Here is a 22064-nt window from a genome sequence, read left to right on the forward strand (position 1 = left end):
GGAAGGCGGCACGAGGGGGACGCGCCGCCCCCTCCGCGCCGTCTGGAGCTTGCGCCGCGTCATGGCTGCACCCCGCCGCCGCGCGCCTGCGGCCGGTTGCCCTTGGCGGTCCAGATCCGCAGCAGCGACAGCAGATGGTCGATGTCCACCGGCTTGGCGATGTAATCGGTGGCGCCGGCTTCGATGCATTTGTCGCGGTCGCCCTTCATCGCCTTGGCGGTGACGGCGATCATCGGCAGGCCGCGGAACTCGTCGATGCCGCGGATGGTGCGCATGGTCTCATAGCCGTCCATCTCCGGCATCATGATGTCGACCAGCACCACGTCCACCTCCGGATCGGCACGCAGCCGCTCGATCCCCTCGCGCCCGCTTTCGGCATGCAGGACCTCGATCTTGTGGGCCTCCATGACGCTGGCGAGCGAGAAGATGTTGCGGATGTCGTCGTCGATCACCAGCACCCGCTTGCCGGCCAGCGACGGGTCGTGCTGGCGCAGATCGAGGATGCTGCGCCGCTTCTCGTCGGGCAGCCGGTCGACGGCGCGGTGCAGGAACAGCGCGGTCTCGTCCAGCAGCCCGGCCGGCGAACGGGCGCTCTTCAGCACCACCGTCTCTGCCAGCCGGCGCAGCCGCGCCTCGTCCTCCGGCGCGATGTCGGCGGCGACATAGACCACCACCGGCATCCAGGCCAGCGTGTCGCGGGTGCGCAGCCATTCGATCAGCTCGAAATCAACGGTGACCGGTCCGGACAGGGTCGGGCTCGACAGATCCAGCACCATGCAGTCGAAGCGGTCGGCGCTCAGCGCCGCCATCGCCGCCTCGATCGAGGTGACGGTGTGCGTCTCCACGTCGCCGTTGCCGATCAGGGCGGCGACGGCGCCCGGCTGCGGGCTGTCCTTCTCCACCACCAGCAGCTTGCGGTGGTCGCGCTCCTTGAAGCTCTTCACCCGGTTCAGGGCGTCGAAGATCGCCTCGCGCTCCACCGGCTTCTCCGAATAGTCGAAGGCGCCCATCGACAGACCGCGCCGCCGCTCGTCCTTGGCGGAGATGACGTGGACCGGGATATGGCGGGTCTGCGGATCGCGCTTCAGCAGGTCGAGCAGCGCCCAGCCGTCCATGTCCGGCAGCCCGATGTCGAGCAGGACGGCGTCCGGCCGGTATTTGCGCGCCAGCGGCAGCGCCGCCGCGCCGCCGCTCGACAGGATGGTGCGGAACCCCTTTTCCCGCGCCAGATCGAGCAGGATGGAGGCGAAGGTGTTGTCATCCTCCACGATCAGCACCACCGGCTCGCCGGGGCGCAGCTTTTCGCGGTCGTCGCCGCCCGGCGGCATGTCCAGCAGCGCCAACCCCTCCTGCGGACCGGACGCCACCACCGGCCAGGTCGCCGTCTCCGTCCGTTTGGGCAACAGCCCGGCCGGCGCCGGGGAGGTGCCGAGCACGGTGCTGGCCGCAGCGATGGCGGGCGTGCCGAGCGGAGCGGCGGCATCCGCCATGCTGTCGAAGCTGCGCGGGACGAACAGCGTGAAGGCGCTGCCCTGGCCGGGTGTGCTGGAGACGCGGATCTCACCGCCCAGCAGCCGGGCGATCTCGCGGCTGATCGACAGCCCCAGGCCGGTGCCGCCATATTTGCGGCTGGTGGTTCCGTCGGCCTGCTGGAACGCCTCGAAGATGATGCGCTGCTTTTCCTCGGGGATGCCGATGCCGGTGTCGATGACGGTGAAGGCCAGCACCGACGATGCGGCGTCCAGCGTCGGATGCGCCGCGCTCCAGCCTTCGGTCGCCGGGGCGACGCGGAAGGTGATGCCGCCGCTCTCGGTGAACTTGAAGGCATTGGACAGAAGGTTGTTCAGCACCTGGGCCAGCCGCTTCTCGTCGGTCTGGACGCTGGCGGGCAGCGTCTCGTCCATCTCGATGGTGAAGTCCAGCTTCTTCTCCTGCGCCAGTTGCGAGAAGGTGCGCTCCACATGGGTGCGCAGGTCGCCCAGAACGACCTCGCCGATCTCCAGCGTCACGGTGCCGGACTCAATCTTCGACAGGTCGAGGATGTCGTTGATCAGTCCAAGCAGGTCGGACCCGGCAGAATGGATGGTGCGGGCGAACTCCACCTGACGGTCGGACAGGTTGGTGTCGGGGTTGTCGGCCAGCAGCTTCGACAGGATTAGCAGGCTGTTCAGCGGCGTGCGCAGCTCGTGGCTCATGTTCGCCAGGAACTGCGACTTGTATTTGGAAGTCAGCGCGAGCTGTTCGGCCTTCTCCTCCAGCGCCGCCTTGGCGAACACCACCTCGCGGTTCTTGCGCTCGACCTCGATGTTCTGCTTCTCCAACTGTTCGGCCTTTTCCTCCAGCGCCTCGTTGGTAGTGGTCAGCTTTTCCTGTTGGGCCTTCAGCAGCTCCTCCGACTTGCGCAGCGATGCGGCCTGCTGTTCCAGCCGCTCGTTGGTGGTCTTCAACTCCTCCTGCTGGCTCTGCAGTTCGGTGGTCAGCCGCTGCGACTGCTTCAGAAGGCCTTCGGTGCGCATGTTGGCGGCGATCGTGTTCAGAACAATGCCGATGCTCTCGGTCAGCTGCTCCAGGAAGCTCTGGTGCGTCTCGCTGAAACGGCCGAAGCTCGCCAGCTCGATCACCGCCTTCACGTCATCCTCGAACAGCACCGGCAGGACGATGATGTTCAGCGGCGGCGCCTCGCCCAGGCCGGAGCTGATGGAGACATAGTCGCGCGGCACATTGGTCAGCAGGATACGCTTCTTCTCGTAGGCGCACTGCCCGACCAGACCTTCCTTCAGGTGGAAGCGGTTGGACAGGTTCTTGCGCTCCTTCAGCGCGTAGGAGGCGACCAGCTCCAGCAGCGGCTCGTCGCGGTCGCGGGTGGCGACGTAGAAGACGCCGTGCTGGGCGTTCACCAGCGGCGCGATCTCCGACAGGATCATGTTGGAGACGGTGACCAGATCGCGCTCGCCCTGCAGCATGCGGGTGAATTTGGCGAGGTTGGTCTTCAGCCAATCCTGCTCCGCATTCTTCAGCGTCGTGTCGCGAAGATTGCGGATCATCTCGTTGATGTTGTCCTTCAGCGCCGCGACCTCGCCCATCGCTTCCACGGTGATGGAGCGGGTCAGGTCGCCCTTGGTCACGGCGGTGGCGACCTCGGCGATGGCGCGCACCTGGGTGGTCAGGTTGGCGGCCAGCTGGTTCACGTTCTCCGTCAAATCCTTCCACAGGCCGGCGGCGCCGGGCACGCGGGCCTGACCGCCCAGCTTGCCTTCGATGCCCACCTCTCGCGCCACGTTGGTGACCTGATCGGCGAAGGTCGCCAGCGTGTCGATCATGCCGTTGATGGTGTTGGCCAGCGCCGCGATCTCACCCTTGGCGTCCACTGCCAGCTTGCGCTTCAGGTCGCCGTCGGCGACCGCGGTGACGACGCTGGCGATGCCGCGCACCTGCCCCGTCAGGTTGGCCGCCATCATGTTCACATTGTCGGTCAGGTCCTTCCAGGTGCCGCCGACGCCCTCCACCTTTGCCTGACCGCCGAGCTTGCCCTCAGAGCCCACCTCGCGCGCCACGCGCGTCACTTCCGAGGCGAAGCTGTTCAGCTGGTCCACCATGGTGTTGATGGTGGATTTCAACTCGAAGATCTCGCCCTTCACGTCGACGGTGATCTTCTTCGACAAATCGCCCTTGGCGACGGCCGTCGTCACCTCCGCGATGTTGCGGACCTGACCGGTCAGGTTGGCCGCCATCATGTTCACGTTGTCGGTCAGATCCTTCCAGGTGCCGGCAACCCCCTTCACCTGCGCCTGACCGCCCAGCTTGCCCTCGATGCCGACTTCGCGCGCCACGCGGGCGACTTCGGAGGCGAAGCTGTTCAGCTGATCCACCATGGTGTTGATGGTGGATTTCAGTTCCAGAATCTCGCCCTTCACGTCGACGGTGATCTTCTTCGACAAGTCGCCATTCGCGACTGCGGTGGTGACTTCGGCGATGTTGCGCACCTGACCGGTCAGGTTGGTCGCCATCGCATTCACATTGTCGGTCAGATCCTTCCAGGTGCCGGCAACGCCCTTCACCTGGGCCTGACCGCCCAGCTTTCCTTCCGAACCCACTTCCCTGGCGACGCGCGTCACTTCCGAAGCGAAGCTGTTCAGCTGGTCCACCATGGTGTTGATGGTGGATTTCAGCTCAAGAATCTCGCCCTTCACGTCGACGGTGATCTTCTTCGACAGGTCGCCGTTGGCGACGGCCGTCGTCACCTCCGCGATGTTGCGCACCTGCCCCGTGAGGTTGGTCGCCATCGCGTTCACGCTGTCGGTGAGGTCCTTCCAAGTGCCGCCGACGCCCCGGACCTGCGCCTGACCGCCGAGCTTTCCTTCGGAGCCCACTTCTCTGGCGACGCGTGTCACCTCCGAGGCGAAGCTGTTCAGCTGGTCCACCATGGTGTTGATGGTGTTCTTCAGCTCCAGAATCTCGCCCTTCACCGGCACGGTGATCTTCTTCGACAGATCGCCGTTGGCGACGGCGGTGGTCACGTCGGCGATGTTGCGCACCTGTCCCGTCAGGTTTGCGGCCATCAGGTTCACGCTGTCGGTCAGGTCCTTCCAGGTGCCGCCGACGCCCTCCACGCGCGCCTGACCGCCCAGCTTGCCCTCCGAACCCACCTCGCGCGCCACGCGCGTCACCTCCGAGGCGAAGCTGTTCAACTGGTCCACCATGGTGTTGATGGTGGATTTCAGCTCAAGAATCTCGCCCTTCACGTCGACGGTGATCTTCTTCGACAGGTCGCCCGTCGCGACGGCGGTCGTCACGTCGGCGATGTTGCGGACCTGACCGGTCAGGTTGGCCGCCATCATGTTCACGCTGTCGGTCAGGTCCTTCCAGGTGCCACCGACGCCCTTCACCTGGGCCTGACCGCCGAGCTTGCCTTCCGAACCCACTTCCCTGGCGACGCGCGTGACTTCCGAGGCGAAACTGTTCAGCTGATCCACCATGGTGTTGATGGTGGACTTCAGCTCCAGAATCTCGCCCTTCACGTCCACGGTGATCTTCTTCGACAGATCGCCCTTGGCGACCGCCGTCGTCACCTCCGCGATGTTGCGCACCTGACCGGTCAGGTTCTCCGCCATCATGTTCACATTGTCGGTCAGATCCTTCCAGGTGCCGCCGACACCCTCGACCTTCGCCTGACCGCCGAGCTTTCCTTCGGAGCCCACCTCGCGCGCCACGCGTGTCACTTCAGAGGCGAAGCTGTTCAGCTGGTCCACCATGGTGTTGATGGTGGATTTCAGCTCAAGAATTTCGCCCTTCACGTCGACGGTGATCTTCTTGGACAGGTCGCCCTTGGCCACCGCCGTGGTCACCTCCGCGATGTTGCGGACCTGACCGGTGAGGTTGGCCGCCATCACGTTGACGTTCTCGGTCAAATCCTTCCAGGTTCCGGCAACCCCCTTCACCTGCGCCTGACCGCCCAGCTTTCCTTCGATCCCCACCTCGCGCGCCACGCGCGTCAGTTCGGTGGTGACGGTGACGAGCTGCTCCACCATGGTGTTGACGTTGCGGGCGGTGCGCAGAAATTCGCCCTGCAGCGGCCGGCCCTCGATCTCCAGTGCCATGGTCTTGGACAGGTCGCCCTTGGCGACGGCGCCGATGACGCGGGCGATTTCCGTCGTCGGCTGGATCATGTCGCCGACCAGCGTGTTGATGCTGTCGACGCAGGTTTCCCAGCCGCCCGACGCGTTGTTCAGCTTGGCGCGCTGGCTGATGCGGCCTTCCTTGCCGATGGCGACGCTCAGCCGGCTGGTCTCGGTGGTCAGGTTCTGGTTCAGCTCGACCACGTCGTTGAAGGCGGCGGCGATCTCACCGTCGATTCCCGTCAGGTCGAGCGGCAGCCGCACCGAGAAATCGCCCTTGCGCAGTTGCCGCAGGGCCATCAGCAGAACCTTCGGATCCAACGCGTCCGCCGTCTCGACCATCGCCGTCATGCCGTTCCCCAATCCGCGCGCTTAAGCCCACCATGGACCGCGCTCCACCCATCCCCAAGACCGCCTGATTGTGCGGTCGAAGAAAACGCAAGCCCATACAACCGGAAAGCCGAATACCCGCAACAGGACTGTGCGTACACCGCTCCAATTCGAAGAGCGACTGCGCAGTCCTACAGCCCCGCACGATGAAGTAAAGGCGATTCCGGTCAATTTAGCCTTTCGTAGGCGCTGCCGATTCGTGCGGAAGGATTACGCCTATGACTTATGATGGAGAGGGGCCGTTCTTGCGCTTCAACGCGCTTACCGGCTCAGTCATTCAGCCGAATGACCATTGCGCACCAAGCGGGTGCAGGAACGATTCACCTGCCGCCATCGTTATGGATCCTGCCAAAGCGGGTCATTCCGGCAACGGCCGCCTCCCGCGGGGCAAGACAACCCGACCTCTTTCACAGCCCGGGGCTTGGCCATGACTCTTTGGACATTCACCATGCAGGCTTCGATGTGCTGCATGCTCTCTTGGATGCGCGCCTGCCAACAGAGCGTGGCCTTGGCCCATTCTTTCGCCGGAATGCCCGGATTGCCCGGATTGCCCGGATTGCCGATGCTCAGCCCGCCGCGCCCTCCGGCCGACGTGCTGCCCTTTCCGGTGCGGCGCACGGCGCGCGGCGGCGGCTTCGGCGGTCCTGCGGTGGTGATTCCGCTGGGGCGGCGCTGAAATCGCCGCTCACGCAATCGTGTTGACCCCGTGATTTGCCGTCGGCCAACTGCGGACCTATGGTTAGTGGCAGGAATGGTCCGTTCGGGAGAGGGTCGATGCTGTTCAAATTCCCCACCGCGTCGCAGGCGCGCGAAGACGAGGTGACGCCGCGGGAGCTTTTCCTGTCGCGCCGCAGCCTGATGGCCGGTGGCGCCGCCGCGATGGCATTGGGCAGCCTGCCGGTGTGGAGCGGCAACGCACTGGCCGCAGCCTTCGAGGCGCCGACCACGATCAAGCCGGCCGATCCGAAGTTCGATCCGACGACGCCGATGAAGTCGGCCACCACCTACAACAATTTCTACGAGTTCGGCACCGGCAAGAGCGATCCGGCCGAGAATGCCGGCACGCTGAAGACGCGCCCGTGGGAAATCGCCATCGGCGGCGAGGTCGCCAAGCCGATGACCATCCGCATCGAGGACATGCTGAAATTCCCGATGGAGGAACGCATCTACCGCCTGCGCTGCGTCGAAGGCTGGTCGATGGTGATCCCCTGGGTCGGCTTCCCGCTGGCCGAGCTGTTGAAGCGGGTGGAGCCGACCGGCAACGCCAAATACGTCGCCTTCCAGACCCTGAACGACCCGAAGCAGATGCCGGGCCTGCGCTCCTGGGTGCTGAACTGGCCCTATACCGAGGGGCTGCGGCTGGACGAGGCGATGCACCCGCTGACCCTTCTGGCCGTCGGCATGTATGGCGAGGTGCTGCCCAACCAGAACGGCGCGCCGATCCGGCTGGTGGTGCCGTGGAAGTACGGCTTCAAGTCGATCAAGTCGATCGTCAAGATCACGCTGGTGAAGGAGCAGCCGCCGACCGCCTGGAACAAATCGCAGCCCAGCGAATACGGCTTCTATTCAAACGTGAATCCTGCAGTCGATCACCCGCGCTGGAGCCAGGCGACGGAACGGCGGGTCGGCGAATTCTCCCGCCGCAAGACGCTGCCCTTCAACGGCTATGGCGAAGAGGTCGCGTCGCTCTATACCGGGATGGACCTGAAGGCGAATTTCTGACCATGCCCGATTTCCGCGCCACCGCCAACGCGGCGCTTGCGTCCCGCTGGGCCAAGCCGCTCGTCTTCACCGCCGCCCTGGTCCCGCTGGTCTGGACCGTCTGGCTCGCCTACACCGGCGAACTGGGGGCGGAGCCGGTGCTGGAAAGCGTCAAGGCCAGCGGGCTCTGGGCCCTGCGCTTCCTGCTGATCGCGCTGGCGCTGACCCCACTGCGCATGCTGACGGGCGTGGCCGGGCTGGCGCGGTTCCGCCGGATGCTGGGGCTGTTCGCCTTCTTCTATGCCTGCGTCCACCTGTCCACCTATATCGGGCTGGACCAGTTCTTCGACTGGCCGGCGATCTGGAAGGACATCGTCAAGCGGCCCTACATCACGGTCGGCATGGGCGCCTTCCTGATCCTGACGGCGCTGGCCGCCACCTCCACCGACGGCATGGTCAAGCGGCTGGGCGGCAAGAACTGGCGCGCCCTGCACAAGGGCGTGTTCATCGCCGGGCTGGCCGGCTGCCTGCACTTCATCATGCTGGTGAAGGGCTGGCAGACGGCGCCGCTGGTCTATGCGCTGATCTGTATCGGGCTGCTGGCCTTCCGCCGCTGGCCGATCCGGCTGGGACGGCAGAAGGCCCGAACGGGTCCGGTCAGAACACGGCCCGCAGCAGCCCGACGGTCCGGCGAAGCGCAAGAACCGCACTTTCGGGATGGAAGCTCCCCCGCTCGTCGCAGTTGAAGCCATGGCCGGCCGGGTAGACATGCACCGGCACCCACGGATAGCGCGAGCTTACCCCCTCGGCGACCGACAGCGGGATGGCGTGGTCCTGCTCGCCGAAATGCAGCAGGGTCGGCACGCGCGGGGCGCTGTCCAGCGTCTTGCCGATCTCCCCGCCGTAATAGCCGATGGCCGCGCGCACCGGCAGGGCCGAGGCCGCCGCCCAGGCGATGCTGCCGCCCCAGCAATAGCCGACGATGGCGGCCGACCCGTCGCCGCCCAGATGGGCCAGCGCCGCGGCGACGTCCTGCAGGGCGTCGGCGGTCGCGATCGCGCTCTTCAGCGCGATGCCACGCTGAATCCCGGCATCGTCATAGGGCAGTTCCACCCCGCGTTCGGCCCGGTCGAACAGGTCCGGCGCCACGGTGGTGAAGCCCTGCTGGGCAAAGCCGTCGCAGACGCTGCGGATGTGGTGGTTGATGCCGAAGATCTCCGGCGCCACGATCAGGCGCCCGATCTCCTCGCCCCTGGCCGGCGCCCGATAGGCGCGCATCCGGTGGCCGTCCGCCGCCGTCAACTCGATCCAGCCGGCGGCTGATGCGTCACTCATGTCCCGAACCCTCATCTTGCGTGACCGTCCAGGCGGTCATTGCCCAGGATCATAAGGCGCTGGACCGTCACGGCAACTGGCGACAGGGCAGCCGACCGCCGCGATGGTCATATCCGTTCTTCCGTTCGGATTATTGCCTCGTCACAGTGTGGGTTGCGGCCACCATGGCCGGCTTACCCCCTGACGAGGTGAAACCGTGCGCAGCTTCGCATTTCTCGCCATCCTCGCCGCCCTGACCGGCACCGCCGTCTCCGCCCAGGCGGCCGATACTTACAAGTTCAACCTGCACAACAAATCGTCCGACTACGTCATCAACGGCTTCCGCACCTATGAAAATGGCGCGTGGAGCAAGAACTGGATCGACTTCAAGCTGAAGCCCGGCGAATCCGCCGAGATGGATTGGGGCAGCGACGAAGGCAACTGCGTCGTGCCCTTCAAGGTCGATTGGGTCGGCTATGAATCGGAGAAGTTCAGTGTCGACTGGTGCAAGGTCAAGAACATCTACATGAAGGACCAAGGCTTCAGCTTCGACTGACGGCATCCGGGCACCGGCCGGCACGCCTCATCGGCCGAACAGGTCCTTGAGGGCCGGCGGCAGCTGGCCGCCCGGGATCGGCAGGGGGAGGTTTCCCGCCGGTTTGTCGGGTGTGCCGGAATTGCCTGAGCCAAGGAAGCCGCCGAGGATGTCGGCCGGCGACGCGCCTTCCTTCAAGCGCCGCACCGCCTCGGCGGCCCTGGCCGGATCCTTGATGGCGGACAGGGCGACCCCGCTGAAATCGGGTTGGATCGAGGGGGAGCCGAAGCTGCCCGTCACCAGGACGGGGATCGTCACGCCCGCCTGTTGGAACTGCCCGCCCTGCCCCTTCAGGCTGGACGTCACCGTCGGCTCCAAGCGGAGGTCCAGCCGGCGGTCGGGCAGCGACACCGTGCCCTGACCCTCCACACGGAAGATCGGCGCCAGCATGCGCAGGTCGCCGGTACGGGCCACGCCGTGATCCAGGCGAAAGTTGCCCCCGAACTCGGCGAAGTCGGTTTCCCGTGCCGCATCCTGCATCCGCCCGGTGGCGGCGGCGACCGGATCGCGGAGGATGGCCGCGATGTTGATGCCCCGCAGCGCACCGTCGCGGAACAGGATGTGGGTCGTCCCCATCAGGGCGGACACCAGCGCCCTTTGGCTGCCGCCGGCCGAGGTCACGTCGATGTCCAGCGCGGTGCTGCCTCGGATCACGTTGGTGCCGGCGAAGGTCGCCAGTACCTGCTCGGCCTGCAGGCCGTTGGCGGTCATCGTCAGCGCGTAGCTCGCCGGCTGCTTCGTGGCATCCAGCTTCAGCCCGCTGCTGCTGTGGCCGCCGAAGGCGGGAACGTCCGGCACATCGACCGCCAGAACGCCGTCCCGCAGGTTGACGCTGGTCCGGGTGGGTCCGATGTCGATTCCCCGGATTCTGGTCCCCTTGCTGTCGACGACCGCGTCCAGGTTCAGACGCCGCAAGGGCGAGACGTCGATCGGCTCGTCGCTCCATCCGGCGTCCGCGGAACCGGGCTTTGGACCCTGAGATGGCGTAACCTGGGCGGGGGCAGGCGCGGGAAGGAAACGGTCGAGATCGACTGGATCGACCGACGCCCGCAGCGTCACGGCCGGCACCTTGCCGGACCAGTCGGCGCTCACCGCACCGCTGGCCTTGACGTCGCCGAGCGCCAGACGGAAATCGTCCAGCGACGCCTGCGGCCCACCGAGACCGGCCTTCCCGGTGAGGTGGACCGTTCGCACCGGCAGCGTCCCGGCGTTCGGCACCCCGAGCCAACCGGCCAGGGCGGGAATGTCCGGCACCGACGCCGTCAGCGGCCCGCCGGTACGACCGTCGGCCTCCGGCTTCGCATCCAGCTTGATTTCGAACAGGTCGGATGAAAGTCGCCCGCGCGCTGCCGTCGGCTTGCCCGCGGCCAGGGCACGCGGAGAGTCGACCTGGGCCGTCAGGGTAAGTGCCCGGCCATTGACCGCGGCATGGCCTTCGATATGAGCCGGCGTGTCGAGATCGGGCATCTCCACCACCAGCGACCCGTCGGACAATGCAATGGACTGGCCGGAACGCTGGTCGGTGTAGCTGGCCGCCACATCGCCGATACGCACGTCGCCGAACCGCAGGTCGGGAAGCTCTTGGGTCCTCCCGCCGCCCGAGCCGGCAGGCTGGCTGCCCTGGCCTGTGCCTTGGCCTTTCAAGTCCCAATTGGCGCGTCCCCCGGCATCCACCACCAGATTGGCCCGCAGGCCGTCGACATGCAGTCGCTCCAGTTCGACGGTGCCGTGCAGAAGGGGCCACAGCGGCATTTCCAGATTGGCGCTGCCAATCTCCACCATCGGCGGGCGTCCGCTGCCGGGCACGTCGGACAAGGCCGCCGATGCGATCGCCGCCTTCAGCCGCGGGAACAGCGATACCGAAGCGATCCGGAGGTCGAGATCGCGGCCGGTATGCTCCTTCACCGCCGCGGCGATGCGCTGGGCAATGAAATCGCCGGTCAGGACGAAGGGCAGAGCGGCCACCGCGACGACGACCATACCGACGATGACGGCCAGTGCGATCAGCAGCTTTCTCATGACGCCCTCCTTTGCCGCGGAGCGGGCACCGCTTGGCGTGGCGCCCGCCTCCCGTGCCGGACAACAGGCGATCCTACCCCTCGTTGCCCCGCCACGTCTCGGCGGAAGAGTCCGCCCCGGCGGTCATACGCCCATCGCTCCGCCGCAGCTTGCGCAGGCCGACCTCGATCGTCCGTTCATAGGCGACGAGCGGCGGCTTGAGCCCATGGCTGAACAGGTCCTGCCGCAGCGCGTGACTGGTCCCGGTCAGGATCACCTTCACGCCGCGCCGCGCCGCCTTGTGCGCGAGACTTTCGATGGTGTTGGCGGCGGTGGAATCGAGAAACGGCACGGCGCTGAAATCGACGATCAGCACCCGGTGCGTGTCGGCGATGCGGTCGAGCACAGAGCCGATGGAGGCCGCCGCGCCGAAGAAGAAGACGCCGGAGATCCGATAGATGACCACATCGGGATCGGCGGCGGCCTCATCGTAGGGTTTGCGGGCGCCATCGGCACCGTCGGGCCGGTCCTCGGCGACGAAGGGGGTGTGGCTCTCGATCGCGGTCACCTTCGACATGCGATGGATGAACAGCACCGAACCGAGCGCGAAGCCGATGACGATGGCCTCCGTCAGACCGCGGAAGATGGTGAGAAGGAACGTCGACAGCAGCACCGCGGCATCCCCGCGCGAGGACCGCAGCAGCAGCGCGAAGGCCGGCTTCTCGACCATGTTCCAGGACACCACCGCCAATACGCCGGCAAGGCTGGCGAGCGGAATGAAGCTGGCCAGCGGCGCCGCGACCAGCACGAAGACCAGCAGGAATGCCGAGTGCAGCATTCCGGAAACCGGCCCGTGGGCACCGGCGCGGACATTGGTCGCCGTGCGGGCGATGGTGCCGGTGACGCAGAATCCGCCGAACAGGGCAGAGGCGACGTTGGCGGCGCCCTGCCCGACCAGTTCGCAGTTGGAGCGGTGACGGCGCCCGGTCATGCCGTCGGCGACCACCGCCGACAGCAGCGATTCGATGGAGCCGAGCAGCGCGAACGACACGGCGCTCGGCAGAACCGCCTGGATCTTGTCCAGGGTGATGGCCGGCAGACTCGGCATCGGCAGGCCCGGCGGGATACCACCGAAATCGGTGCCGATGGTCGCGACCTCCAGGCCGAGGCCGGCGGTTACGACGGCACTTCCGGCGACCGCGATCAGCATGCCCGGCCAGTGTGGCCGCAGGATTTTCAGCCCGGTGATGATCCCGATCGTCGCCAGTGCCAGCGCGACCGCCGCCGGCTTCGCTGTCGGCAGGCTCGTCCACAGCACCGGCAGCTTGTCGAGCAGCGGCCCCGGCTCCGGCACGCCCAGGCTCAGGCCCAGCAGATCCTTGATCTGGCTGGCGAAGATGATGACGGCGATGCCGGCGGTGAAGCCGACCGTCACCGGATAGGGCATGAACTTGATGTAGGTGCCCAACTGCAGAAAGCCGATGGCCGCCAGCATCAGGCCGGACAGCATGGTGGCGAGGATCAGCCCGTCCATGCCGTGCGCCTGGACCGTGGCGGCGACCAGCACGATGAAGGCACCGGCGGGGCCGCCGATCTGGAACCGGCTGCCGCCGAGAGCGGACACCAGAAAGCCGCCGAAGATCGCGGTGTAGAGACCCTGGGCCGGCGATGCGCCGGACGCGATGGCGATCGCCATGGACAGCGGAAGTGCGACGATGGCGACCGTCAGCCCGGCGATGGCATCGGCACGGAAATTCGATAATCCGTACCCCTCGCGCAGGATGGTGACGAGCTTCGGGGTGAACAGTTCGGCAAAACTGGGCTGGCGAGGTTTGGAGATTGGGCGCTGGGAAATCGATTCGGTTCGGGCTGTCATCTGTCCGGCGGCCTTCAATGAGGCGGCGGGATCGTCGGCATCAGGTCGGCGGTCGCCGTCGCAGGTTCGATCGGGTGTGGCGTCAGGATTTTTCCGTCGGGGTCCTCAACCGGACGCCTCGGCCGCCGGCGATGCTTTGCGCATTCTCACCGATCAGTTCGATCCCGGCCTGGGTAAGGGCATCGACCACCCTGGTCAGGCTGTCGACCACACCGCGCACGTTTCCGTCGCTCGCCTCCATGCGCTGAATGGTCGGAACGGACAGTCCGGCCAGTTCGGCGAGTGTCTTCTGGTCGATCCCCAGGAGCGCCCGGGCGGCGCGCATCTGCGAAGCCGTGATCATCCTGTATACCACGCTGATACATCAGTAACTATGTTCATAGTATGCATAATGATGTTTCAGATATCAATAGGGATGTTCGGGATTGTAGCGGCGGCGACCGGCCGAAGAGGTCTCCGCCGCAGCTCATTCCTCCTCCAGCAAGGCGCGGATCGGCGTCGGGCGGACCGGTGCCTGAGCGCGCAGGCGCCCCACCTCTCCGGCATGCGCAAGCCCGCCGGAGACGGCGATCAGGTCGGCCGCCGCAAGCTGGCAGTAGCGGCCCTGGCACCGCCCCATGCCGGCCCGGCCCAGCGACTTCACCCGGTTGGCCTCCGCCCCGCCATAGGCGGCCGTTTCGCGCACCGAGCCCGCGGTGATCCCTTCGCAACGGCAGAGGACGGCATCGTCGGGCAGGGCGCGCACCTGATCCGCCGGCCAGGGAAAGGCGCGGGCGATGCCGCGCGCGAAGCGCTCCAGACGGTCGAGCCGCTTGAGGTCGGCAGTGGCGTCCGGCGCCGCCAGCCCCAGATCGGACAGACAGGCCGCAGCGGCGAGACGCCCGGCAACCTCCGCCCCGTCAGCCCCCAACAGGCGCAGACCGTCGCCGGCCAGATAGACGCCGTCCCCGGCACGGCCCATCCGGTCGGCAGAGGGCAGCCACTGTGACCATGTCGTGTCGTAGTCGAACCGGCAGCCGGCGAGATCGGCCAACTGGGTTTCCGCCTTCAGATGCCAGCCCAGCCCGACCGCGTCGCACGCCGTCCGCCGCGTCTGCCCGCCGGCATCCCTCCAGTGGACCGCCGTCACCCCGGTGTCGGTCGCCTCGATCCCCTCCAGCACGACCCCGGCATGATAGAGCCGCCGCAGCCGCGCCCGCATCGCCAGCCCTTGCAGGGCGAAGGACGGGCGGACGGCAAGGTCGGCGAAGGCGGCGATCTGACCACGCATGCCGGCGGTGTCGAGGACTGCCGCGATCTCCGCCCTCGCCTTCAGCAGCTGGGTCGCCAGCAGGGTCAGCAACGGCCCCGATCCGGCGAGCACGATCCGCCGCCCCATCGCCACACCCTGCGCCTTCAGCGCGATCTGCATCGCGCCCAGGCTGTAGACGCCGGGCGCCTGCCAGCCGGGCAGCGGGGCGAGACGGTCGGTCGCGCCGGTCGCCAGGATCAGCCGGTCGTAGCGGATGCGGCGGCTTCCGCTATCGCCGACCGTGTGCAGCGTTCCGTCAGCCAGCGCGACGACCGAACGGCGCGGCAGATGGACGATATGGCCGGTCGCCACCAGCCCGTCGAAGGCGGTGTGCAGCGCCACCGCCTTGCCGGCCTGCGAGCCATAGAGCGCCGTGGGCGGGCGGATGAAGCCGTCGGGCGGTCGGCGGTAGATCTGCCCGCCGGCCCGCGCCCCCTCGTCGATCACCGTCGGGCGCAGTCCGGCGACCGCCAGCGTCTCGGCTGCACGGATCCCGGCGGGGCCGGCACCGACGATCACGACTTGCAGTTCGGTCATGGCCAATCCCTCCGCGTCCGGGTCAGCAGCCGCATGCCCTCGGCCACCGGAGTGGAGCAGGCGCGGAGGCGCGGCCCCTGTTCCTGCCAGATCCAGCAATCCTGACAGGCCCCCATCAGGCAGAAGCCGGCGCGCCGCTCCGGGCCGAATTCCGCCTGCCGCAGAGCCGGCACATTGGTGAGGATCGCGGTCAGCACCGTATCGCCCGCCAGCGCCGTCCGCTCCACGCCATCCAGCAGGAAACGGATCGGCTCCCGCCCCGTCTCGGCCAACCTGACCAGCCTGCCGCCACTAGCCTCGATCATTCCGCCGTCTCCCGGACCATGGCCTTGGAGCGAGGCATTTCAGGGAAGCGGGCGTAGACTTCCTCCAGCGCGGCCTCCACCCCCTCGGCCCCGGAACGTCCGGCCATGCGGCTGAAGATTTCCGTCTTGGCGAAGAAGCGCCAATGGATCGGCAGGCCGTCCAGGGTCCGCGTCAGGAAATCATAGGCGACCGGCGTCCATTGCCGCTCGTAGCCCTCGCGCTCCGGCCCGAAATGGAAATGCCCCGTGGGTGCCGGCCGGCCGGCACGCAGTCGGTCGGTGGCCTCGGTGTCGAGCACGCCGTCGCGGATGACGACGCCATACTCCCGCTCCGCCGCCTCGACGGAGACGTAGCCGCGCGCCACGTCGCGGGCCACCCGCCATGCCTCGCGCGTGAACGGGTCTCCCCGCCCGCCGCCGCCGGCCGAGCGAATGTCCAGCACATCGCCCGGCTGCAGCACCGTAGTATCGATGTTGCCAAGCCGCCGTTCACCCGGCGTGCCGGGATTGACCACCATGTCCGACAGCCCGGCCGGCCGGCCGCCCAGCACGCCCCAGGGGCGGAAAAATCCACGGTCGCGGTTGCGCGCGGTGATCCGGGTGTCGGGGGAGAAGACCCGGAAGGCCATGTGGGTGGCCAGCCCGCCGCGCCAGCGCCCGGCCCCGCCGCTGTCGGTCGCCAGCCCGTAGCGGACGAACTCCACCGGGGTTTCCATTTCGGTGATCTCGATCGGCGTGTTCTTCAGATAAGCCGCGTCGGCCCCCGACCCGTTGGTGCCGTCGCGATGCGGCATGCCGCCGCCGCCGCCGACCACCGGGTTCACCGCCGCGATGATGCGGTTGCCCGTCCGCTCGTCGGTGGTCATCACGTTGACGATGCAGTTGTTGCCGGCCGGTGCCGCCGGAAGCCGCTCCGGCACCGCCTGTGAGAAGGCGCCGAAGATCACGGAGCGCAGCCGCGCGCAGGTCAACGACCGCATCCCCACCGCCGCCGGGAAGGTCGGATTGAGGACCGTCCCTTCCGGAGCGATGCAGGTGAAAGGCCGGGTCAGGCCGGTGTTGAGCAGGATCTTCGGGTTGAGGGTGTAGAGGACGTAATAGACGCCGACCAGCAGGATGGTGTGGCGGGGATCGCCGCCCGACGGCACGTTGAGGGACGAAGCGAGCTGCGGGTCCGACCCGGTGAAGTCCAGGATCGCTTCGTCGCCCCGTATCCTCAGGGTCAGCTTCAGGCGGCAGGGGTTGGCCTCGACCGAATCCTCGTCGGCATAGTCGGCGAATACCCATTCCCCATCGGGCATGGCGCGCAGGATGTCGCGTGCCTGCGCCTCGGCATGGTCCAACAGCGCGTCGACGCCGTCGAGGAAGGCGGCCTTGCCGAACTTCTCCACCATGGCGAGGATTTTGCGCTCGCCGGTGTTGAGTGCGCCGACCAGGGCCTTGATGTCGCCGATGTTCAGGTCGGGCTTGCGGACGTTGGTGGTCATGATCCGCAGGATCTGCTCGTCGAACACTCCCTCGCGGACCAGCTTCATCGGTGGGAAGCGGATGCCTTCCTGATGGATTTCGGTCAGCGCCCGCGACAGCGAGGCCGGCACCGCGCCGCCCATGTCGGTGTTGTGGATGTGCCCGCCGGTCCAGGCGATGATCTCGCCCTCGTGGAAGACCGGCTTCCACAGATGGGTGTCGGGGGCGTGGGTCGCGACGAAGCCGGAATAGGGATCGTTGGTGAACGCGACGTCGCCGGGCCGGTAATCCTCGATCATGTCGATGGCGCGGCCGTAGGTCAGGCCCGGATACCAGGTCGCCCCCAACTCCATTGGCACGCCGAAGGTCTCGCCCCGGCGGTTCAGCAGCATGACGGTGAAATCCTCCGTCTCCTTGACGAAGGCGGAATGGGCGGTGCGCTGCAGCGTGTGGGCCATGTTCTCGGCGGCCGAGCGCGCGTGGTTCGCCAGAACCTGAAGCTTCATCCGATCGAACACAGGCATCACTCCGCAAAGGTCAGGTGAAGGTTGAGGTGCGCGTCGACGCGGGCGTCGGTCCCGGCCGGGATGGCAAAGGTGGTGTCCTCCTGGGCGACGATGGCCGGCCCCTGGAAGCGCGCGCCGGCCGGCAAATCTGCGCGGCGATACAGCCCGACCGGGGTCACGGCGCCACCGGTGAAGACCGGAACCGTCCGCTCCGCCGATGCGGCGCACGGCTCGTCCTGCGCCGTGGGAAAATGCAGCGCCGGGCCGTTGCCGATGGCCGACAGGCGCAGGTTGACGATCTCGATGCACCCGTCGGGATCGTCGAAGTCGTAAAGACGCGCGTGCGCCGCGTGGAAAGCGGCGGCGATGGCGCCGGGATCGTCACCGTCCAGCCAGGAGGGGTCCAGCGGCGTCTCGATCTCGTAGCTCTGGCCGGCATAGCGCATGTCGGCGACGATCATCAGCTCGGTCGCGCCGGAATGGCCCTGGGCCGCGAGCCAGTCGCGCCCTTCCGCCCCCATCGCGGCGAAGGCGTCGCGCAGCGTCGGCATCAGCCCAGCATTCAATTCGGCGAACAGGGTGCGAACGAAATCGCCGCGCAGGTCGGCGACCAGCCCGCCTAGCGCCGACACCACGCCCGGCCAGCGCGGAGCGACGACGCGCGGCATCCCCAGCTCGCGCGCCAGGAACACCCCCAGCATCGGCCCGCCGCCGCCGAAGGGCATCAGCGCGAAGTCCCGCACATCGACACCGGCGCGGGCGGCCATCTTCTCGACCTCCGCGAACATTTCCGACACGGCGACATCGAGGATGGCCTGCGCAGTGGCCTCCACCGAACGGCCCAACTGGTCGGCCAACCGAAGGACGGCAGCGCGGGCAAGATCGACGTCCATCCGCAGCTGCCCATAGGCCATCTGGCTGTGGCCGAGCCATCCGCACACCACCATGGCGTCGGTCACCGTCGCCCATTCGCCGCCGCGGCCGTAGCAGGCCGGACCCGGAGTCGAACCGGCGGATTCAGGGCCGACGCGCAGCACGCCCTGTCCGTCGACGCTGGCGATCGACCCGCCGCCGATGCCGATGGAACTGACCGACACCGACGGGATGTGCAGCGGAAACTCGCCGATCATCTCGCCGGTGCCGAACTGGGCCTGACCGTCGATGATGAGCGCGAAATCGGCCGAGGTCCCGCCGATGTCGAGCGTCAGGATGCGCGGCTCCCCCGCCTGCCGGGCCAGCCACGCCGCGCCGTTGACGCCTGACGCGGCGCCGGACAGCAGCATGTGGACGCAGGCGCGCTTGCCCTCCGCCGCGTTCATCACCCCGCCGTTGGACTTGGTCAGCAGCGGGCGGGCGGGCACCCCGCGTCCGGCCAGACGTTCCTCCAGCGCCGACAGGTAGCCGGAAATCCGGGGATGGACATAGGCGTTCAGGATCGCGGTCGTCGTCCGCTCATACTCGCGGATCACCGGCCAGACCTCGGCGGAGGTGAAGACGAACAGGTCGGGGGCCAGCCGGGCGATCTCCTCCTTCACCGCATTCTCGTGGCCGCCGTCGCGCCAGGAATGGAGGAAGGCGATGACGACGCCCATCGCGCCTTTGGCCTTGAGCGCCGCCACCGCGTCGGCGACCGCCGTCCTGTCGGGAGCCTGCCGCTCCGTACCATCCGACCGCAGGCGGGCGGGAATACCGAAGATCATGTCGCGCGCCACCAGCTGGTCGGGACGCGAGCAGAACAGGGAGTAGGTGTCGGGCATGCGCAGCCGGGCGAGTTCGATCACATCCTCGAACCCCGCATTGGTCAGCAGGGCCAGCGGCGCGCCCTTGCGCTGGATGACCGTGTTCATGCCCACCGTCGTGCCGTGCACGAAGCGGGTGACGGCGCCGGGGTCCATCCCCTCGCGCTCGGCCAGCAGGGTCAGGCCGGTCATCAACTCCGCACCGGGGTCGTCCGGCGTCGTCAGCACCTTCAGCGATGCCACCCGGCCCGACCGGGTATCCAGCGCGCAGAAATCGATGAAGGTGCCGCCGATATCGACGCCGACCTTCCAATCGGCCTCACCCATGCCCCCGTCCATCTTCGCTCCATTCCGCAAATCAGCCTGTGCTGGGCAGAAAGCTGACATGGCGGGGCGAGGGCGGTCTAAGACCCATTGAACGCCAACGCATAAGTTGGGCTTATGCACCGCTCCTCCCATAGCCCGGCCTTATGGGATCATGCTCAACCCGTCTTTGACCCGCCCAACGGTCATGGGCAGCCTGAGCGATGGGGCGGAGCCGCGTCCGCCCGCATGGGGGGAGAGGTCGATGAGGGTTATCGTGCTGGGCGGCGGGTTGATGGGATCGGCCGCCGCCTTTTTCCTGGCCCGGCGCGGCCTGCGCGTCACGCTGCTGGAACGCAACCGCGTCGGCACGGGCGCCACCGTCGCATCCTTCGGCAACATCCGCCGCAGCGGGCGCTATCTGCCGCAACTGCCGCTCGCCCACCGCTCACGGGCGCTGTGGGGCGAGGCGGAGCGGCTGCTTGGCCGCGACGTGGAGTTCCGCGCCACCGGCCATCTGCGGCTGGTGTTCGACGAGGATGGTCTCGCCGACATGCGCCGATACATCGCCGACGCACGGCCCTGGGGATTGGAGCTTGAGGAACTGACGCCGCCGGAGATCCGCCGGCGTTTTCCGGGGCTCGGGCCGGGTGCCATCGCCGCCTCCTTCTCGCCGCAGGACGGCAGCGGCAATCCGCGCCTGATCGCCCCCGCTTTCGCCGACGCCGCCCGCCGACTGGGGGCGGAGATCGTGGAAGAGTGTGGACCGGTGGTGGTATCGGCGACGGGTTCGGGATTCGAAGCGGTGACGCAGCGGGGCCGCTTCACCGCCGACTGCCTGCTGAACGCGGCCGGCGCATGGGGGGCCCGCGTCGCCGCCGGCTTCAGGGAGCCTGTGCCGATGTCGGCCTATGGGCCGCAGATGGGCGTCACCGAACCCTTGCCGCACAGGATTCTGCCGGTGGTCGGCATGTGGTCGCGGGCGGGCGGGGACGGCTATCTCCGTCAGGTGGAGCGCGGCAACATCGTCTTCGGCGGCGCGGCCGAACGTGTGCCTGTGCCGCTCGACCCAGGCCATGCCAAGGCCGATCCGGCGCGTCTGCCCGGACAGTTGCGGGGCCTGATCCGGCTGCTGCCGGCCATCGCCGACGTCACGGTGATCCGCACATGGTCGGGCTGCGAGGGCTATGTCGCCGACAAGCTGCCGGTGATGGGGCCGTCGGCGACGACGCCGGGATTGTTCCACGCCTTCGGCTTCAGCGGCCACGGCTTCCAGCTCGGCCCCGGCGTCGGCGACGTGATGGCGGAGATCATCGCCACCGGGCGCACCGACACGCCGCTGCAGGATTTCCGCATAGACCGCTTCCAGACCGCCGGCCAGCCGCCCGGCCTGGAAGCGGGGCGGTCCTGACCGGGACGCCCCGGCCCGCGCTTCAGCGCGCGGGCCGCAGGGCTGCGGAGCGGGTGGTGAAGCGGCCGGCCAAGGGGATCACCAGCGCCGAGGCGGCGATGACGAAGGCGCCGGCCAGACTGGCCGGGGACGGCAGCAAGCCGAAGATGGCAGCGTCGAGGATCAGCGCCCACAACATGGCGGTGTAGTCGAACGGCGCCTGGGTCGAGACCGGCGCGCGGGCCATCGCTTCGGTCATCGTGATGTGCGCCAGACCGCCGGTGATACCCGCGCCGACCAGATAGGCCAGCGAATGGGCCGTCGGGGTGCTCCAGCCGAACGGCAGGCTCGCCAGACCGCCAAGCGCGCAGAGCAGGGCGAAGTAGAAGGCGATGGTCCCCGGCGCCTCGGTCGCGGTCAGCGTCTTGATCTCCACCCGGCCGGCGGCGGTCGCGACGGCCATGGCCAGCCCGGCCGTCACCCCGATGATGGTGTTGTGATCCAGCGCCGGCCCTTCGAAGGCGGGGGCGAGCATCAGGACCACCCCGGCAAAGCCGGTCAGCGCCGCACCGATGGCGACGGGACCCGGTCGCTCCCGCAGGAACAGCATGGCGGCCGGAACCGCGAACAGCGGCGCCAGGAAGCCCAGCGCAGTCGCCAGCGCCAGCGGCAGATAGGCCAGCGAGATGAAGGAGAGCACCATCGCCGCGCCGCCATACAGGTTGCGCTTCAGGTGCCCCACCGGCTGCCGCGTCTTCAGAGCGGAGGGGAATTGCCGGCGCCACATCAGATAGGCGATGATCGGCGGCAGGGCGAAGGCGCTGCGGTAAAAGACGATCTGTCCGATCGGCGCCTCGACGGTGGCCAGCCTGACGAACAGCGACATCACAACGAACAGCCCGGCCGACACCAGCCGCAGCAGCACGCCGCCGCGGATAGCGGACGGGGATGGTTCAGGGGATGGTTCGGACAATGGTTCGGACGAAGACAGGGGCTGAGGGCCGGCGGAGGGTTCCGGCGTCTGTCCCGGCATGATC

At 67.7% G+C, this 22064-nt stretch carries 14 protein-coding genes; 4 read left to right on the forward strand and 10 right to left on the reverse strand.

Annotation, left to right across the window (positions count from 1 at the left end; all coding sequences use genetic code 11):
• Nucleotides 1-59 precede the first annotated feature (59 nt).
• Entirely contained in the window at nt 60-5966 is a 5907-nt protein-coding gene (locus tag PWS46_RS21090; protein WP_434623313.1) for a HAMP domain-containing protein, read from the reverse strand.
• A gap of 813 nt (nt 5967-6779) precedes the next feature.
• Here PWS46_RS21090 and msrP point away from each other — a divergent pair.
• Both msrP and PWS46_RS21100 read left to right on the forward strand, forming a co-directional pair.
• Nucleotides 6780-7727 (forward strand): protein-methionine-sulfoxide reductase catalytic subunit MsrP, encoded by a 948-nt coding sequence (gene msrP, locus PWS46_RS21095; protein WP_434623314.1) that lies wholly within the window; start codon nt 6780-6782, stop codon nt 7725-7727.
• A gap of 2 nt (nt 7728-7729) precedes the next feature.
• Nucleotides 7730-8452 carry a sulfite oxidase heme-binding subunit YedZ gene (locus tag PWS46_RS21100; RefSeq protein ID WP_434623315.1) on the forward strand — a complete coding sequence of 241 codons (723 nt, stop codon included), beginning with the start codon at nt 7730-7732 and terminating at the stop codon, nt 8450-8452.
• Here the strand turns inward: PWS46_RS21100 and PWS46_RS21105 are convergent.
• Nucleotides 8364-9041 carry a dienelactone hydrolase family protein gene (locus PWS46_RS21105; RefSeq protein ID WP_434623316.1) on the reverse strand — a complete coding sequence of 226 codons (678 nt, stop codon included), beginning with the start codon at nt 9039-9041 and terminating at the stop codon, nt 8364-8366. The genes PWS46_RS21100 and PWS46_RS21105 overlap by 89 nt on opposite strands.
• A gap of 196 nt (nt 9042-9237) precedes the next feature.
• On the opposite strand from PWS46_RS21105, the gene PWS46_RS21110 reads away from it, so the two are divergent.
• On the forward strand, nt 9238-9576 hold the full coding sequence (locus PWS46_RS21110) for a hypothetical protein (protein ID WP_434623317.1): 339 nt from the start codon (nt 9238-9240) through the stop codon (nt 9574-9576).
• Nucleotides 9577-9603: 27 nt separating this feature from the next.
• Here the strand turns inward: PWS46_RS21110 and PWS46_RS21115 are convergent, their stop codons facing one another.
• The 7 genes from PWS46_RS21115 to PWS46_RS21145 all read right to left on the reverse strand — a co-directional run bounded on the left by PWS46_RS21115 (nt 9604) and on the right by PWS46_RS21145 (nt 19661).
• On the reverse strand, nt 9604-11634 hold the full coding sequence (locus tag PWS46_RS21115; RefSeq protein WP_434623318.1) for an AsmA family protein: 2031 nt from the start codon (nt 11632-11634) through the stop codon (nt 9604-9606).
• A 73-nt stretch (nt 11635-11707) separates the two neighbouring features.
• The gene (locus tag PWS46_RS21120) at nt 11708-13489 is read right to left on the reverse strand and encodes a SulP family inorganic anion transporter (RefSeq protein ID WP_434623319.1); all 1782 of its coding nucleotides are present in this window, start codon (nt 13487-13489) and stop codon (nt 11708-11710) included.
• Between the two features lie 82 nt (nt 13490-13571).
• Nucleotides 13572-13832 carry a helix-turn-helix domain-containing protein gene (locus tag PWS46_RS21125; RefSeq protein WP_434623320.1) on the reverse strand — a complete coding sequence of 87 codons (261 nt, stop codon included), beginning with the start codon at nt 13830-13832 and terminating at the stop codon, nt 13572-13574.
• Nucleotides 13833-13955: 123 nt separating this feature from the next.
• Nucleotides 13956-15317, reverse strand: coding sequence for an FAD-dependent oxidoreductase (locus PWS46_RS21130; protein ID WP_434623321.1), 1362 nt, complete (start codon nt 15315-15317; stop codon nt 13956-13958).
• A complete protein-coding gene (locus PWS46_RS21135) occupies nt 15314-15622 on the reverse strand; it encodes a (2Fe-2S)-binding protein (RefSeq protein WP_434623322.1) in 309 nt (102 codons plus the stop codon). The genes PWS46_RS21130 and PWS46_RS21135 overlap by 4 nt, the downstream gene beginning before the upstream one ends.
• Nucleotides 15619-17613 (reverse strand): hydantoinase B/oxoprolinase family protein, encoded by a 1995-nt coding sequence (locus tag PWS46_RS21140; RefSeq protein ID WP_434623323.1) that lies wholly within the window; start codon nt 17611-17613, stop codon nt 15619-15621. Before PWS46_RS21140 ends, PWS46_RS21135 begins: the two co-directional genes overlap by 4 nt.
• On the reverse strand, nt 17613-19661 hold the full coding sequence (locus PWS46_RS21145) for a hydantoinase/oxoprolinase family protein (RefSeq protein ID WP_434623324.1): 2049 nt from the start codon (nt 19659-19661) through the stop codon (nt 17613-17615). Before PWS46_RS21145 ends, PWS46_RS21140 begins: the two co-directional genes overlap by 1 nt.
• Before the next feature lie 241 nt (nt 19662-19902).
• Here PWS46_RS21145 and PWS46_RS21150 point away from each other — a divergent pair, with 241 nt between their 5' ends.
• Nucleotides 19903-21048 carry an NAD(P)/FAD-dependent oxidoreductase gene (locus tag PWS46_RS21150; protein WP_434623325.1) on the forward strand — a complete coding sequence of 382 codons (1146 nt, stop codon included), beginning with the start codon at nt 19903-19905 and terminating at the stop codon, nt 21046-21048.
• Nucleotides 21049-21070: 22 nt separating this feature from the next.
• On the opposite strand, the gene PWS46_RS21155 is transcribed toward PWS46_RS21150, so the two are convergent.
• Nucleotides 21071-22060 carry a DMT family transporter gene (locus PWS46_RS21155; RefSeq protein ID WP_434623326.1) on the reverse strand — a complete coding sequence of 330 codons (990 nt, stop codon included), beginning with the start codon at nt 22058-22060 and terminating at the stop codon, nt 21071-21073.
• Nucleotides 22061-22064: the final 4 nt, after the last annotated feature.

Source organism: Azospirillum sp. B2RO_4, assembly GCF_051124815.1.
Classification (GTDB): Bacteria; Pseudomonadota; Alphaproteobacteria; order Azospirillales; family Azospirillaceae; genus Azospirillum.

What these genes read in the sequence shown, in the direction of transcription:
- PWS46_RS21090 (WP_434623313.1), bottom strand. Translation starts at nt 5,966, where the DNA reads ATGACGGCGATGGTCGAGACGGCGGACGCGTTGGATCCGAAGGTTCTG.
- msrP (WP_434623314.1), top strand. Translation starts at nt 6,780, where the DNA reads ATGCTGTTCAAATTCCCCACCGCGTCGCAGGCGCGCGAAGACGAGGTG.
- PWS46_RS21100 (WP_434623315.1), top strand. Translation starts at nt 7,730, where the DNA reads ATGCCCGATTTCCGCGCCACCGCCAACGCGGCGCTTGCGTCCCGCTGG.
- PWS46_RS21105 (WP_434623316.1), bottom strand. Translation starts at nt 9,041, where the DNA reads ATGAGTGACGCATCAGCCGCCGGCTGGATCGAGTTGACGGCGGCGGAC.
- PWS46_RS21115 (WP_434623318.1), bottom strand. Translation starts at nt 11,634, where the DNA reads ATGAGAAAGCTGCTGATCGCACTGGCCGTCATCGTCGGTATGGTCGTC.
- PWS46_RS21120 (WP_434623319.1), bottom strand. Translation starts at nt 13,489, where the DNA reads ATGACAGCCCGAACCGAATCGATTTCCCAGCGCCCAATCTCCAAACCT.
- PWS46_RS21125 (WP_434623320.1), bottom strand. Translation starts at nt 13,832, where the DNA reads ATGATCACGGCTTCGCAGATGCGCGCCGCCCGGGCGCTCCTGGGGATC.
- PWS46_RS21130 (WP_434623321.1), bottom strand. Translation starts at nt 15,317, where the DNA reads ATGACCGAACTGCAAGTCGTGATCGTCGGTGCCGGCCCCGCCGGGATC.
- PWS46_RS21135 (WP_434623322.1), bottom strand. Translation starts at nt 15,622, where the DNA reads ATGATCGAGGCTAGTGGCGGCAGGCTGGTCAGGTTGGCCGAGACGGGG.
- PWS46_RS21140 (WP_434623323.1), bottom strand. Translation starts at nt 17,613, where the DNA reads ATGCCTGTGTTCGATCGGATGAAGCTTCAGGTTCTGGCGAACCACGCG.
- PWS46_RS21145 (WP_434623324.1), bottom strand. Translation starts at nt 19,661, where the DNA reads ATGGGTGAGGCCGATTGGAAGGTCGGCGTCGATATCGGCGGCACCTTC.
- PWS46_RS21150 (WP_434623325.1), top strand. Translation starts at nt 19,903, where the DNA reads ATGAGGGTTATCGTGCTGGGCGGCGGGTTGATGGGATCGGCCGCCGCC.
- PWS46_RS21155 (WP_434623326.1), bottom strand. Translation starts at nt 22,060, where the DNA reads ATGCCGGGACAGACGCCGGAACCCTCCGCCGGCCCTCAGCCCCTGTCT.